At 68.0% G+C, this 15,287-nt stretch carries 12 protein-coding genes; 3 read left to right on the top strand and 9 right to left on the bottom strand.

Translation table 11 applies throughout. The annotated features are described in order from the left end of the window. Window positions 1-21: 21 nt before the first annotated feature. The 3 genes from A5659_RS24190 to A5659_RS24200 all read right to left on the bottom strand — a co-directional run bounded on the left by A5659_RS24190 (window position 22) and on the right by A5659_RS24200 (window position 1,427). Window positions 22-489, bottom strand: a complete 468-nt coding sequence (locus tag A5659_RS24190; RefSeq protein ID WP_066860241.1) for a DUF5130 domain-containing protein — start codon at window positions 487-489, stop codon at window positions 22-24. After that, a complete protein-coding gene (locus A5659_RS24195) occupies window positions 476-712 on the bottom strand; it encodes a hypothetical protein (RefSeq protein WP_066860244.1) in 237 nt (78 codons plus the stop codon). The genes A5659_RS24190 and A5659_RS24195 overlap by 14 nt, the downstream gene beginning before the upstream one ends. Window positions 713-779: 67 nt before the next feature. After that, window positions 780-1,427 carry an HNH endonuclease gene (locus A5659_RS24200; RefSeq protein ID WP_066860247.1) on the bottom strand — a complete coding sequence of 216 codons (648 nt, stop codon included), beginning with the start codon at window positions 1,425-1,427 and terminating at the stop codon, window positions 780-782. Between the two features lie 144 nt (window positions 1,428-1,571). On the opposite strand from A5659_RS24200, the gene A5659_RS24205 reads away from it, so the two are divergent. From A5659_RS24205 to A5659_RS24215, 3 genes are all read left to right on the top strand, one after another. After that, a complete protein-coding gene (locus A5659_RS24205) occupies window positions 1,572-1,961 on the top strand; it encodes a globin (RefSeq protein ID WP_066860250.1) in 390 nt (129 codons plus the stop codon). 38 nt (window positions 1,962-1,999) lie between these two features. Further along, complete coding sequence (locus A5659_RS24210; RefSeq protein ID WP_066860253.1) at window positions 2,000-3,565, top strand: glycoside hydrolase family 13 protein; 1,566 nt, start codon at window positions 2,000-2,002, stop codon at window positions 3,563-3,565. An 86-nt stretch (window positions 3,566-3,651) separates the two neighbouring features. Further along, window positions 3,652-4,668 carry a pyridine nucleotide-disulfide oxidoreductase gene (locus A5659_RS24215; RefSeq protein ID WP_066860371.1) on the top strand — a complete coding sequence of 339 codons (1,017 nt, stop codon included), beginning with the start codon at window positions 3,652-3,654 and terminating at the stop codon, window positions 4,666-4,668. A gap of 78 nt (window positions 4,669-4,746) precedes the next feature. Here the strand turns inward: A5659_RS24215 and A5659_RS24220 are convergent, their stop codons facing one another. From A5659_RS24220 to A5659_RS24245, 6 genes are all read right to left on the bottom strand, one after another. Further along, a complete protein-coding gene (locus A5659_RS24220) occupies window positions 4,747-5,418 on the bottom strand; it encodes a hypothetical protein (RefSeq protein ID WP_067023755.1) in 672 nt (223 codons plus the stop codon). After that, window positions 5,406-5,819, bottom strand: coding sequence for a thioesterase family protein (locus A5659_RS24225; protein ID WP_067184800.1), 414 nt, complete (start codon window positions 5,817-5,819; stop codon window positions 5,406-5,408). The genes A5659_RS24220 and A5659_RS24225 overlap by 13 nt, the downstream gene beginning before the upstream one ends. Further along, window positions 5,816-10,666, bottom strand: a complete 4,851-nt coding sequence (locus tag A5659_RS24230; RefSeq protein ID WP_067184804.1) for an NAD-glutamate dehydrogenase — start codon at window positions 10,664-10,666, stop codon at window positions 5,816-5,818. The genes A5659_RS24225 and A5659_RS24230 overlap by 4 nt, the downstream gene beginning before the upstream one ends. Before the next feature lie 78 nt (window positions 10,667-10,744). After that, the gene (ettA, locus tag A5659_RS24235; protein WP_066860374.1) at window positions 10,745-12,421 is read right to left on the bottom strand and encodes an energy-dependent translational throttle protein EttA; all 1,677 of its coding nucleotides are present in this window, start codon (window positions 12,419-12,421) and stop codon (window positions 10,745-10,747) included. A gap of 78 nt (window positions 12,422-12,499) precedes the next feature. Next, entirely contained in the window at window positions 12,500-12,979 is a 480-nt protein-coding gene (locus A5659_RS24240) for a single-stranded DNA-binding protein (protein WP_067184807.1), read from the bottom strand. A 119-nt stretch (window positions 12,980-13,098) separates the two neighbouring features. Further along, window positions 13,099-15,078, bottom strand: coding sequence for a cytochrome c oxidase assembly protein (locus A5659_RS24245; protein WP_067184811.1), 1,980 nt, complete (start codon window positions 15,076-15,078; stop codon window positions 13,099-13,101). Window positions 15,079-15,287: the final 209 nt, after the last annotated feature.

Below are 15,287 nucleotides of genomic sequence, written 5' to 3' on the forward strand. Positions count from 1 at the left end.
CCACCGGGCTTGCGATCGCCACTAGGCCGGCGAAATGCCGGCGCTGAGCACGCGGATCGCGCTGACCAGGCCGTCGACCAGGTCGCCCCGCTCGAACGCCGAGGACGCCGCCGCCACCCCCAGCGGCGCGGCCGACTCGGCACCACGGCCACGGACCTGGGTGCCGTAGACCACCTCGATGACCCTCTGGTCGGGCGAGACGGCCAGCAGCACCGCGTTGTCCGGCGTCGGAACGTGGGCCAGGAGTTCGCGGGCCCGCGCGGCGGTGTCGCTGCCCAGGTCGCCCAGATAGATCGCGAACCGCGTCTTGGACGCCCGCGAGCCGAACTTCAGCGCGTCATCCACCGCGACGAGATCTTTGGTCGAGAACGGGAACTGCACCGAGAGCTCGCCGGGCTCGGTGACCCCGGAGATCCGTCCGCTGGTGGTGATGACCCAGCCGCGGGGCAGCTCGGCGGGTTCTCGCGTCGCTACTTCACCACGTGCCACTGGCGCCACCTCCAACTGAGAACTCCGACGTGCCGTGCCCACCATGTCCGCCGTGCGCGTGGCCGACGTCTTCGCCGGTGGCAGCCCACAGGATGGGCGGGTGCGTCCACTTCTCGCCCAGCTTGTAGGACGCCGGGTGCGGACCCTTGCGGGACCAGATGAGCACCGACAGCGCGACTACCAGCAACAGCGGTATTCCGACGATGAACAGGTGGAGATGCATCTGACTCACGAGCCAAACCGTATCCCACGAACCGATCTACCGGCGCGACCGGACACCGGATTGGCGGTCAGGCCGCGCCTTCGCCGAGATAGCGGGCCCAGGCGGGATCCAGTTCCTTGACCGTCGACAGCAGCCGCCAGTGTTGCCCCGTCGGCGGCTGCGGCGGCCGGCGCAGCGCCCAGCCGAGCTCGCTGAGCAGCTTGTCACCCTTGCGGTGGTTGCAGGTCGAGCAGCACGCGACGCAGTTCTCCCAGGAATGGTCGCCGCCGCGGCTGCGCGGCAGCACGTGGTCGACGGTGTCCGCCTTCGCCCCGCAGTAGGCGCAGCAGAACCGGTCGCGGTGCATCAGCGCGGCCCGGGTCATCGGGACGCGCGCGCGATACGGAACGCGGACGTAGGACCGCAGCTGGATCACCGAGGGCACCACGATGGAGCTGGTCGCCGAGTGGATGACCGGGCCGGCCGGATCGTGGTGCACCACGTCGGCCTTGCCGCAGATCACCATGACGATCGCCCGACGCATCGGCAGCGCGGTCAGCGGCTCGTAGGTGGAATTCAGCAGCAGGACCCGCCGGCGACTCCAGATGGACGCGCTCTCCGAGCGGGCGGGTGGATGGATTTCAACACTGTGCAGGGACGACGCGGTTGTGGGCCCGGTTAACCCTGCCGCGGCTACCGGACTGCGGTGGCTGCGGCGTCTCTTGCCCTGCGCCATAGATCCTCCGCGAACAGTCCACCATGATTCGCCGACAATCGCACCCCTATTGCAGGTGAAACGCCGTGTCCAGCCGGTGAACAGCGGGCATGGGATCGGGCCGGCTGGGCTCCGCGCCGCCGCGATGCACCACAATGGACGGCGATGGATCAGGTCAGCTTTTACGACGCGATCGGCGGCGCCGAGACGTTCCACGCGATCGTGTCGCGCTTTTACGCCCAGGTCCCCGAGGACGAGATCCTGCGTGAGCTGTATCCGCTGGACGACCTGGAGGGTGCCGAAGAACGGTTGCGGATGTTCCTCGAGCAGTACTGGGGCGGCCCGCGCACCTACTCCGACCGGCGCGGACATCCCCGGCTGCGGATGCGTCACGTGCCGTTCCGGATCACTCCCCTGGCACGTGACGCGTGGCTGCGGTGCATGCACACCGCCGTCGCGTCCATCGATTCGCAGACACTCGACGACGAACACCGTCGCGCGTTGCTCGACTATCTGGAAATGGCTGCGCACTCACTCGTCAACGCGCCCCTGTGAGGGCGAAACTGTCGGCCCACGAAACGAAGCGGGGTGGAATGGAGTCCAAGCCGTGGTGGTCAAGCGCGGTGTTCTATCAGGTGTACCCGAGGTCCTTCGCCGACAGTGACGGCGACGGCGTCGGCGATCTGGACGGGGTGACGGCGCACCTGGACCACCTGGAGCGACTGGGTGTGGACGCGATCTGGCTCAATCCGGTCACCGTGTCCCCGATGGCCGACCACGGCTATGACGTCGCCGATCCGCGTGACATCGACCCGCTGTTCGGCGGGATGGCCGCCATCGAACGGCTGATCGCCGCCGCGCACGAGCGGGGCATGAAGATCACCATGGACGTGGTGCCCAACCACACCAGTTCGGCGCATCCGTGGTTCGCCGCGGCGCTGGCCGCCGGGCCCGGCACCGACGCGCGGGAACGCTACTTCTTTCGCGACGGCCGCGGCGAGCTCGGCGAGCTGCCGCCGAACAACTGGGCCTCGGTGTTCGGCGGCTCGGCGTGGACGCGCGTGGTCGAACCCGACGGCAACCCCGGCCAGTGGTACCTGCACCTCTTCGATGCCGAGCAGCCCGACCTGAACTGGGAGCACCCGGACGTCTTCGACGACTTCGAGAAAACGCTGCGGTTCTGGCTGGAGCGCGGCGTGGACGGTTTCCGCATCGACGTGGCGCACGGCATGGCCAAGCCGGCCGGCCTGCCCGACTCCCCCGACGTCGAGTCCAGGGTGCTCAGCCACACCGACGACGACCCGCGCTTCAATAACCCGAGCGTGCATGACATCCACCGCGACATCCGCAGGGTGGTCAACGACTATCCCGGGGCGGTGACCGTCGGCGAGGTCTGGGTCACCGACAACGTCCGCTGGGCCGAGTATCTGCGTCCCGACGAACTGCACCTGGGCTTCAATTTCCGGTTGACCAAGATCGACTTCGACGCCGCCGAGATTCGCGACGCGATCCAGAACTCGCTGGCCGCCACCGCCCTGCAGGACGCAGTCCCGACCTGGACGCTGTCCAACCACGACGTCGGCCGGGAGGTCACCCGCTACGGCGACGGCGAGGTCGGGCTGCGCCGCGCCCGCGCGATGGCCCTGGTGATGCTCGCCCTGCCGGGTGCGGTGTTCATCTACAACGGCGAGGAGCTGGGGCTGCCCGACGTGGACCTGCCCGACGAGGTGCTGCAGGACCCGACGTGGGAGCGCTCCGGCCACACCGAGCGCGGCCGGGACAGGTGCCGGGTGCCGATCCCCTGGTCGGGTCAGGAGCCGCCGTTCGGGTTCTCCTTCTCGTCCGAGACGTGGTTGCCGATGCCGGCGGAATGGGCGACGCTGACCGTCGAAAAGCAGAGCGGTGATCCCGACTCCACCTTGTCGTTTTTCCAGCGGGCGATCGAATTGCGAAAGCGCCGTGTGGAATTCGACGGCGTGGGCGTCGAATGGCTGGACGCGGCCGGCGATGCGGTGATCTTCCGGCGGCCCGGTGGGCTGGTCTGCGTGCTCAACAGCGGCGACTCGCCGGTGCCGCTGCCGGCGGGCGAGCTGATCCTGGCGAGCGCGCCGCTGCTGGAGGGCAAACTCCCGCCGGATGCCGCGGCCTGGCTGGCGTAGCCGGCCCGGCCGCCCCGCTGCAGCCACGGTGAGCATTTCCCGGCTGACTGCTCTATATGTGGTGGATGGCTTCCTACGAGTGGACAGTGATCGGCGCCGGCCCGGCGGGCATCGCCGCAGTGGGAAGGTTGCTGGATCACGGGGTCGCGGCCGAACGGATCGCCTGGGTCGATCCGGCCTTCGCTGCCGGAGACATCGGCCAGAAGTGGCGGTCGGTGTCGAGCAACACCCACGTCGCGCTCTTTCTCGAATACTTCAACGGCTCCAAGGCGTTTCGGTTCTCAGAAGCGCCACCGATGCCGCTCAAGGAGGTCGATCTCCAGGAGACCTGTGCGCTCGGCCTGCTCGCCGAACCCTTGGTGTGGGTCACCGAGCAGCTGCGTGAGCAGGTCGACGACTTCACCACGACCGCCACCGAGTTGTCTTTGCAGGACCGCCAGTGGCGGGTCCAGACCGAACAACGGGGGATCTTTTCCAGGAACGTGATCCTGGCCGTGGGCGCGGACCCCAAAAAACTTCGCCACGCCGATCTCGAGGAGATCGAAGTCCAGGTCGCCCTGGATCCCGAGAAGCTCGCCCAGGAGCCGCTCGAGGGGGCGACGGTCGCCGTGTTCGGCTCGTCACACACGTCGATGATCGTCCTGCCCAACCTGCTGCGCCATCCCGTCAAGCGGATCATCAATTTTTACCGGAGCCCGCTGAAATACGCTGTCTATCTTGACGATTGGATACTGTTCGACGACACGGGGCTGAAGGGCCGGGCGGCTGTTTGGGCGCGGGAGAACATCGACGGGGTGCTTCCGGACCGCCTGGAGAGGTGCTGGGTGTCCAGCCCGCAATTCGCGGAGAAACTGGCGCAATGCGACCGGGTCGTCTACACCGTCGGCTTCGAACGCAGGAAGTTGCCCGAGACCCCGCAATGGGGCCAGCTGGATTACCACCGGACCAACGGGATCCTTGCCCCCGGACTGTTCGGGGTTGGCATCGCGTTCCCCCAGTACGCCGAAGACCCCTACGGGTACGGGCAGTTTCGGGTGGGCCTGAAGAAATTCATGGACTATCTCGACGCCGTCCTGCCGCTGTGGCTGCTCTACGGCCCCTGATCTTCGCGGACGGTCCCGGCCCGCGGCGGCTTTAAACTCAGCCTGATCCGTTTGCGACGTCGCCCGCGACCGGGCGCGTCAGCCCAGCAGCAGCGCGGGATCGCCGCGGCGGCGATACACCGAACCGAACCGGGCGTCGAGGCGCAACCACGTCGGCAGTATCCGGACCCGGATCAATTCGTCGGCGCCCACCGCATCAGGCGACTGCGGCAGAAAACCCATCGCGGTCAGCGCGAACACGCAGCGCATCGGCAGCCCGACCTGAACGTCGGCCGAGCTGACCTGAATGACCTCCTGGTCGAGCAGCGACACCGGCGGCCCGTGAGAACTGCTGTGCTCCTTGGCAAGTTGGGCTCCGCGTTGCGCGAGGTTCAGCATCACCCGGGCCGGGATGTCCTCGAGGTGGGTGAAGCCGGATTCCGGCGGCAACGCACCCCGCCACGCCGAATCCATCGCGAAGCCCGGATCGACATGCCCCGAGTCGTCCATCGCGGACAGGCCACGCGCCAGCGCGTCGGCGCCCACCGACAGATCGGCGGGCCGCACCTCGCCGACCACTACCCGGCTCGCCAGCACGTCGAAACCCGTTGCGACCCAGGCGGTCAGCAGACCCGGCGACCGGGTCCGGAATCGGATGATCGCGGCGTCATCGAGTCGCAGGGCGCGGTCGACGAACGCGGCCAGATCCTTGCGGTGTGCGGCCCTGGCATCGGCACCCAGCCAAAGTCCGCGGTCGGCTACCTGATCCACCGTTGTAGATACTCCCGATGCTGTGGCGAGAGTCGCACCAGGCGCTCCTCCTCGATGTGGACGGCGGCCAGTTGCGTCTCGGCGATGACGGCGGGCTTCGACGCCGGGTCCGCGGAGACCGATCGCACCTCATAGCCCAGCGTGAAGTCGACGGCCCGCAGCCGCTTGGTCCACATCGTCACCTGCAGCGGTGAATCGATCAGCCGCAGCTGGCCTTTGTAGGTCACCTTGACCTCGGCGATGAGCAAACCGATGGTCATGATGTCCACCTCGAACGCTTCGCGCAGGAACTGGACGCGCGCCTCCTCGAGGATGGTGACCATGGTGGCGTGGTTGATGTGCTGATACATGTCGATGTCCGACCAGCGCACTGGCACGGGCGCGACGAAGCCGACGCTCAACTTGATGATCCTCTTCCACTGGTGCGGGTCATGCGACGTATTTGTCGGGCGGCGACGGACAGCGTCGCGAGATCCTTGTTTCCGCTTTCCTGGATCTCGATGAGTGTTCGGCGGGCCCGCTCGACCCGGGAGGCACTCAGGTGTTCCCACTCGGCGATCTTCTCTTCACCACTTTCGTCCGGCTCGCCCACGGCGAGCACATCGAAGCACAGCGACCGCAACGAAGCATAGATGTCGTCACGAATCGCCAACCGCGCCAAGGAGTGCCAGCGGTCTCGCCGCGGCAGTTCGGATACCGCCGTCAACAGCCTGTCGGTGCCCAGCCGGTCCATGAGCGCGAAATAGGTGTCCGCGACCTCGGCGGCGTCGATGTCGTTGATGTCACCGATGTCGATGATGTCGAGCAGGCTGAAGCGGTAGAGGCCGGCGGCCACCATGTAGGCCAGGTCTTCCGGCGCGCCCTGCGAGGCGAATTCGGCGGCTTCGGACTCCACGATCGCCTTGTCGTCACCGCGCAGCCACTCCGACATGCGCGGCGTCAGCGCCTGGACCTTGGCGGCGAACCGGTTGATCTCGGCCCCGACCGCCAGCGGCTGCGGACGGTAGTTGAGCAGCCACCGCCCGGCACGGTCGATCAGCCGCCTGGTGTCCAGCGTGAGCCGATCCGACAGTGCGACCGGCAAATTCGCCGCGCGGATGCGCCGCCAGATCTCCCCCACGCCGAAGATCGCGTCGGTGGCGACGTAGGTGCGCACCGCGTCGACCGACCCGACGCCGACGTCTTCGGTGATCCGGAACGCGTAGCTGATCCCCGCGGCGTCCACCAGGTCGTTGATCAGCATGGTGGTGACGATCTCGCGGCGCAGCTGATGCGCGCGAATCTCCGCAGTGAACCGTTCCCGCAACGGCTTTGGGAAGTACGGCGGCAGCCGGGACGCGAAGACGTCCTGTTCGGTCAGCTCGGTTTGGAGCATCTCCTCCTTGAGGCCCAGCTTCACGTGCGCCATCAAGGTGCACAGCTCCGGTGAGGTGAGCCCGATGCCGGCCTCGGCGCGGCGCCCGATCTCCTTCTCCGCGGGCAGCGCTTCCAGCTCGCGGTGGATGCCGCGCTCGTCCACCAGGTACTGGATCAGCCTGGCGTGCACGGGAAGCAGGCTGGCCGCGTTGGCGCGGCTGGTGCCGATCAGGTCGTTCTGTTCCTCGTTGTCGGTGAGCACCAGCTGCGCGACCTCGTCGGTCATCGATTCCAGCAGCGGCTTGCGCTCTTCCGGCTTGACCTTGCCCGCGGTCACCAGGGCATCGATCAGGATCTTGATGTTGACCTCGTGGTCCGAGCAGTCCACGCCGGCCGAGTTGTCCATGGCATCGGTGTTGATCCGGCCACCCGCCAGATCGAACTCCACCCGGCCCAACGCCGTCACCCCGAGGTTGCCGCCTTCGCCGATCACTTTGGCGCGCACCTGGTTTCCGTTGACCCGCACCGGATCGTTGGCGCGATCGCCGACGTCGGCGTCGGACTCGGACTCCGCCTTGATGTAGGTACCGATCCCGCCGTTGAACAGCAGATCGACCGGCGCCTGCAGGATCGCCTTGATCAGATTGGGTGGTGTCATCTCGGTGACCCCATCCTCCGAGCCGTCGATGCCCAACGCCTCGCGAACCTGGCGGCTGACCGGAATCGCCTTCTGCTCACGGCTGTACACCCCGCCGCCCTCGCTGATCAACGACGTGTCGTAATCCTCCCAGCTGGAGCGCGGCAGGTCGAACATCCGCTGGCGTTCCTCCCAGGAAGCCGCGGCATCGGGATCGGGATCCAAGAAGATGTGCCGGTGGTCGAAGGCGGCGAGCAGCCGGATGTGCTTGCTCAGCAGCATGCCGTTGCCGAAGACGTCGCCGCTCATGTCGCCGATTCCCACCACGGTGAAATCCTGCGCCTGCGTGTCGATGTCCATCTCCCGGAAGTGCCGTTTGACGGCCTCCCACGCGCCCTTGGCGGTGATGCCCATGGCCTTGTGGTCGTAACCGACCGATCCACCGGACGCGAACGCGTCGCCCAACCAGAACCCGTAGGACTTGGCGACATCGTTGGCGATGTCGGAGAAGGTCGCGGTGCCCTTGTCGGCCGCGACCACCAGGTACGCGTCATCGCCGTCGCGCCGGATGACTTCCGGTGGCGGGTTCACCTTTCCGGTCGCATGGTCGACGTTGTCGGTGACGTCGAGCAGGCCGGAGATGAACAGCTGATAACAGGCGACGCCCTCGGCGCGGCTGGCGTCGCGGTCGGCGGCGGCGTCGCCGGTGGGCAGCGGTGGCCGCTTGAGGACGAATCCGCCCTTGGCGCCGACGGGCACGATGACGGCGTTCTTGACCGCCTGCGCCTTGACCAAACCCAGGATCTCGGTGCGGAAGTCGTCTCGACGGTCCGACCAGCGCAGGCCGCCGCGGGCCACCGGGCCGAACCGCAGGTGCACGCCCTCGACCCGGGGCGAGTAGACGAAGATCTCGTATTTCGGGCGGGGCAGCGGCAGCTCGCCGATCAGCTGGGCATCCAGCTTGATCGCTAACACATTGCGCGCCCGGGCCGAACCTTCGCGTGTCACAAAGTAATTCGTGCGCAACGTGGCCTGCACCAGCGACGCGAAGGCACGCAGGATGCGGTCGGTGTCCAGGCTTACCAGCGCGTCGATGTCGGCGGCGACAGCCGCGGCGGCCGCCTGCGCATCGCGGGTCGACGATGGATCGGGGCTGGGGTCGAACAACGCCTCGAACAGCGCTACCAGCGATCGCGCGGTCGAGGGGTGCTCGTTGAGCACCGACTCGATATAGGACTGGCTATAGGGGAAGTTGGCCTGCCGCAAGTACTTTGCGTAGGCCCGCAACAACACGACCTGCTGCCAGCGAAGGCCGGCACGCATCACCAGCTCGTTGAACCGGTCGATCTCGAGGCGGCCCTGCCAGATCGCGGTGACCGCGTCGGCGAACCGCTCGGCCATCGCGTCGCGCTCGGCTTGCGTCGAGGCCAGCCGGACGGTTGGGTGCGGTGAGATCTTGAACTGATAGATCCACACCGGCAGCCCGTCGGACCGCTCGACGGTGAACGGCCGCTCCTCGAGCACCACCACGCCCATGCTCTGCAGCATGGGCAGTAGCTGGCTCAGCGAGGCGGTGCGTCCGCCCAGGAACCAGGTGAGCTGGGCGGACCCGTCCTCGTTCTCGGTGAAGACCAGCTTGACCGAGTTGTCTTGCAGCGCATTGATGATGGCGATGTGATCGATCGCGTCGGCCGGGGTGACGGCCTGCTTGTAGACCTCGGAGAAGGCGGCCGCGTAGTACTCGGCGTCGGCATGGCCCACCGAACCTTCGGCGGCGGCGGTGATGAGCCGGTCGGCCCAGGTCCGCGCGGCTTCGCTCAGCAGCGCCTGGATGCGGATCCGGTTGTCTTCGGAGACGTCGACCGGCGTGGCGTCGGGGCCTTCGGACGGCAGCCGGACCATGAAATGCATGAGGGCCCAAGGTGATTCGCTGACCCGGGCGGTGAATTCCAGCCTGGTGCCGCCGAATTCATGCACCAGAATGTCCTCGATCTGCAGGCGCACCGCCGTGGTGTAGCGGTCACGCGGCAGATACACCAGGCAGGAAACGAAGTACTGCAGCCGGTCGGCACGCAGGAACAGCAACGCGTTTCGTTGCGGGCCCAGGTCCACCACCGCTTTGGCCATCGCCAGCAGCCGTTCGGCGCTCAGCGTGAACAGCTCCGAACGGGGAACGGTCTGGATGACGTCGAGCAGTAGCTGGCCCGGGTGGATCGGGTCGTTGTCGGCCATGGCCAGCGCCTCACGGACCCGGCGCGAAATCGTCGGGATCTCCAGGACGTCGGCGTTCATGGCGGCCACCGTGAACAACCCGACGAAGCGATGCTCGATCACGGCGCCATCGACGTATTCGCGGACCGCGATGGCATACGGGTAGGCGCCGTAGCGCAGGTAGCTGCCCACCACGGATTGCGCCAGGACCAGCAGCCGGTCCTCGTCGGTCAGCCGGGGGCGCGAGCCGGTGCGGGTCCGCAGGACGCCCAGGCCCGGCGACCCGTCGCCGGAGACCTGGCCGTCGTGCACGTGGCAGCGCTGGTAGCCGAGCAGGAGGCAGTTGCCGTTGCCCAGCCAGCGCAACAGCGCCGCGACGTCGTCGCGGTCGGGGGCCGAGAAGTGGCCGTCGGCATTGGTTTCCACCTGCGCGGCCAGGTCGTCCAGGGCGGCGATCAGGGTCGAGGCGTCGCTGGCGACCTGTTGCACGTCGGCGAGCACCTTGGGCAGCAGCCGCTCGACCTCGGTGAGCCCCTTGCTGTCGACCGACGGCAACAGCTGCACGTGGATCCACGCCTCACCCTCGTATTGCGATGCGCCCTCGGCTTTCGCCTGCACACGCAGCAGCTCGCCCTCCGGGCTGCGCAGCACGTCGAACACCGGCGTCATGATCGCCGTGTACGGGACGCCGAGCCGGTGCAGCAGCACGGTGACCGAATCCATCAGCATGCCGCCGTGGTCGGTGACCACCTGCAGCGCGGGCCCGAACCCGGCGGGGTCGTCGGCCGGGTACACCGCGACGCGGCTTTCGCCGGCGGGCCGGTGCAGGCCGAGGCGATAGTGGGCGCTCAGCATGGCCGGGGTCACGATCGCCGCCGGCACGGTCAAGTCGATGGGCCTGGTTTCCGCGCCGCCCGACTCGTCGCTATGCGGACCGCGATAGCTCTCTACGTAGGCCCTCGAGATCCACTCGGGAATGTCTCGCTGCTGGGTGAAGGTCGTCCACGGCTCGAGATCGTGTCTGGCTTCGGGATCGATCGTCATGCCGATAGCTCCCAACTGGCGACGGTGGTCAGTGCGCTCGGTCGCCCCGCTGGGTGGCGGTGCGGGGCAGAGCTGACACTAGTCGCGCGTCAGCTTGCGGTGGGTCACTCTGTGCGGCCGTGCCGCATCGGCGCCGAGGCGTTCGATCTTGTTCTCCTCGTATGCCCCGAAGTTGCCCTCGAACCAGAACCACTTGGCCTCGTTGTCGTCGTCGCCCTCCCAGGCCAGGATGTGTGTGCAGGTGCGGTCCAGGAACCACCGGTCGTGCGAGATCACCACAGCGCAGCCGGGGAACTGCTCGAGGGCGTTCTCCAGCGAGCTCAGGGTCTCGACGTCGAGGTCGTTGGTGGGCTCGTCGAGCAGGATCAGGTTCCCGCCCTGCTTGAGCGTCAGCGCCAGGTTGAGCCGATTGCGCTCGCCACCGGAGAGCACCCCCGCCGGCTTCTGCTGATCCGGTCCCTTGAATCCGAACGCCGACACGTAGGCCCGCGACGGCACCTCGGTCTGGCCGACCACGATGTGGTCCAGCCCGTCGGAGACGACTTCCCACACGTTCTTCTTGGGATCGATTCCGGCGCGGGTCTGGTCGACATAGCTGAGCTTGACGGTCTCGCCGACCTTGACCGTGCCGCTGTCCGGCTGCTCGAGGCCGACGATGGTCTTGAACAACGTGGTCTTCCCGACCCCGTTCGGGCCGATGACGCCGACGATGCCGTTGCGCGGCAGGGTGAAGGACAGGTCCTTGATGAGGGTGCGGCCGTCGTAGCCCTTGTCGAGGTGGTCGACCTCGACCACCACGTTGCCCAGCCGCGGACCGACCGGGATCTGGATCTCCTCGAAGTCGAGCTTGCGCGTCTTCTCGGCCTCGGCGGCCATCTCCTCGTAGCGCTGCAGCCGGGCCTTGCTCTTGGCCTGGCGCGCCTTGGCCCCGGAGCGCACCCACGCCAGCTCCTCGGCCAACCGCTTTTGCAGCTTGGCGTCCTTGCGGCCCTGCACGGCGATCCGCTCGGCCTTCTTCTCCAGGTAGGTGGAGTAGTTGCCCTCGTAGGGGTAGGCGCGGCCGCGGTCGAGTTCGAGGATCCATTCGGCGACGTTGTCCAGGAAGTACCGGTCGTGGGTCACCGCCAGGATCGCCCCCGCGTAGGACGCGAGGTGCTGCTCGAGCCACTGCACGCTTTCGGCGTCCAGGTGGTTGGTCGGCTCGTCGAGAAGCAGCAGGTCGGGCTTGGACAGCAGCAGCTTGCACAGCGCGACGCGGCGCCGCTCACCACCGGACAGGTTGGTCACCGGCTCGTCCGGCGGCGGGCAGCGCAGCGCGTCCATGGCCTGCTCCAGCTGTGAGTCGAGGTCCCACGCGTCGGCGTGGTCGAGCTCCTCCTGCAGCCGGCCCATCTCCTCCATCAACTCATCGGAGTAGTCGGTGGCCATCAGCTCGGCGACCTCGTTGAAACGGTCGAGCTTGACCTTGATCTCGCCCAGGCCTTCTTCGACGTTGCCGCGGACGGTCTTGTCCTCGTTCAGCGGCGGCTCCTGCAGCAGGATGCCGACGGTTGCGTCGTTGGCCAGGAAGGCGTCGCCGTTGTTCGGCTTGTCCAGGCCCGCCATGATCCGCAAGACGCTCGACTTGCCGGCGCCGTTGGGCCCGACGACACCGATCTTGGCGCCTGGATAGAAGCTCAGTGTGACGTCGTCCAGGATCACCTTGTCGCCGTGCGCCTTGCGGACCTTTTTCATCGTGTAGATGAACTCAGCCATGCCGCGGTTGTGCCTTTCTGGTTGCGAAGTGATCTCGCGGACCATCCTAGGCATCGTCCGGCGGCGCGACCGCCGCCGCTAAGCGGTCAGCGGCAGCGGACCGGTGTCGGCGGACTCGGTGTCCTCGGTGTCGGCGTCCTCACCAGCGGCGTCGGACGCATCCGCCGGCGGTGCGGCGGCCTCGGTGGCGGTCGGACCGGTGTAGCCCGGGCGCTCGATGCGCACAATCGCGCGGGACACATCGGGCCCGACCGCGGTCGCGCGCATCTCCAGCGACGACCGACGGTTGCCGTCACGGTCCTCGTACTCGCTGGTGTACACGTGGCCCACCACGATCACCGGCGCACCCTTGCCCAACGCGGCCCCCACGCCGGTGACCAACTTGCCCCAGCAGTTGACGTTGATGAAGAGCGAGTTGCCGGGCTCCCAGCCGCCGTCGGCGGTGCGCCGCCGGGAATTGCTGGCGACGCGGAACTTGATGACCTCCTGGCTGCCGACCTGACGGCGTTCGGGGTTGTTGACGATGTGACCGACGACGGTGAGCGACGTTTCGAACATGGGCTGATCCCTTCTCGTTTGCATTGGCTATGGCTGCCAGTAGGCGCGGCGCCACCGACGAACACCGCCGGAACGACCCGGAGACGGGCCGCCGCTGTGGACGAAACCGGGACTGTGGATCAGTCGGGATCGGCCGGGCCGGACCGCTGGGCCCGCTCGCCCCGCGCCAGTTGGGCCAGCATCGCGTTGTAGGCCATCAGCTCGGCGTCGTCGTCGCGTTCGGCGGCCCGGTCCAACCGCTTGGCGGTGCGACGATCACTGCGCGCCCACTGAATGAGCAGCGCGAGCATCACGATCACCAGGGGAAACTCCCCCGCCGCCCAGGCGATGCCCCCACCCAGCCGCTGATCGCCGAGCAGGTCGGTGTGCCAGCCCAGATCGAGCGAGCGGTAGTAGTCGGCGCCGAGGACCTTCTTGGTGCCCATCAGCACCACGCCGAAGAAGGCGTGCAGCGGCAGGGAGGCGAAGACCACCGCCACCTTGGCCAGCGGCGGGATCGGTCGCGGCGTCGGGTCCACCCCGATCACCACCCAATAGAACAGGTAGCCGCTCACCAGGAAGTGCACGTTCATCGCCAGGTGCCCGGCGTGGCTGCTCGCGGTGACGTCGAAGAGGTTCGACAGGTACAGCCCGTAAAACCCGGCGACGAACAGCACGGTGGCCACCACGGGATTGGTGAGGAACCGGGAGAAGCGGCTGTGCAACGCGGCCAGCAGCCATTCCCGCATGCCAGGCGGATCGTCACGGCCGGCGGCGGGCAGCGCCCGCAACGCCAGGGTGACCGGCGCGCCGAGCACCAGCAGGATCGGGATCAGCATCGACAGGCACATGTGGACCACCATGTGCATGCTGAACATCGCCGGCATGTAGCGGCCGACGCCTGACGACGTCGCGAACAGCAACACCGCGCAGCCGAGCAGCCAGGAAGAGGTCCGGCCCGGCGGCCAGTGATCGCCGCGCCGGCGCAGCCGCACCAGCGCGGCCACATACAGTGCGGCGAAGACGACTGCCGCCGAACCGAAGATCAGGTCGAAGCGCCAGTCGAACAGGATGCGCGCCACGGTGGGCGGTCCGTCGAAGTCGTAGCCGATCTCGGCTTCGGGGATCGACGGCAACCGGGCCGGGGGTGGCGGCGGCGGGGTGCGGCCCAGCCCGACGGCGATGCCGAAGGTCAGGCCGAAAATGGCGGCCTCGATCAACGTCAGCCGCAGCAGCGCGCCACGCCCGTGGCTCGGATCCGCTTGCAGCGCAGCCACACTCACGCGTCGCTGACGCCAGCCCAGCACCCCCAGGAAGCACAGCGCGATGAACTTCGCGGTGACCAACCGCCCATAGTCGGTGCTCAGCAGGTCGGAGGGCTGCACGCGGACCAGCGCGTTGACCAGACCGCTCACCGCCATCGCCACCCAACACCACAACGCGATCATCGAGAAACGCCTGGCGGCCAGCCCGAGGTGACCACCGCCCCGCAGGGCATGCGCAAGCAGGGCGAGCAGGCCACCGGCCCACAGGCTGGCGGCGACCAGGTGGATCAGCAGGCCGTTGGTGGCCAGGTCGTGCGAACCCCCGGCGGACGAATGACCGGTCAGGCCAAGGGGAATCAGCGTCGCCACCGACGCGGCGACCAGCACCGGCGTCCACGACCAGCGCAGCACCGAGAGGCTCGCCACCGTGATCACCGCGGCCAGGATCGCGGTCCAGCGCCAGGCCGAGGCGTTGGTGATCAGGCCCGCCAGCGACCACATCCGCGCCGCGGGAATGTCGGCGACGGCATGGCCGGACACATCGGAGATGGTCAACGGGACCAGCAGGGCGGCGCATACCGCCCACACCCCCGACGCCACCGTCCCCAGCCGCAGCGCCCGGTAGCCGTCGGCGTCGAGGACGCCGTTCCGCTGCGGCGGTACCAGGAACGCGGCGAACAGGAACGAGCCGACCGCGAGCACCGCGCCGATCTCGCCCGCCGCCCGCACGAACGGCAACCCCAGCGTGGTCACCGGACCCGGGTCGGGCAGGCCCGTCACCGTCAGCGAGCTGGCCAGCGAGAGGGCCCCGATGCCGGCGGCGGTGCAGCCCGCCAGGACCTTCTGGCCAGCCAGCCTCGGTAGCCGGTCGGGGCCGCCCCATACCCTGGACGTATGACCGTCGCCCCGCCGGCTGGCAGGGCCTCGACCGAGGCCTTCGCCCAGCGCCGCACGCTGGTGTGGCCGGTGCTGGCCGGGGTGGCCGTGCTGGCGGGCTGCACCGCCGCCGGCATCGGGGCCCTCTCGCTGGCCAGCTCGCTGACGGTGACGGGCCTGCCCGACCC

It is taken from the genome of Mycobacterium sp. 1165196.3, from assembly GCF_001673415.1.
GTDB lineage: Bacteria > Actinomycetota > Actinomycetes > Mycobacteriales > Mycobacteriaceae > Mycobacterium > Mycobacterium europaeum_A.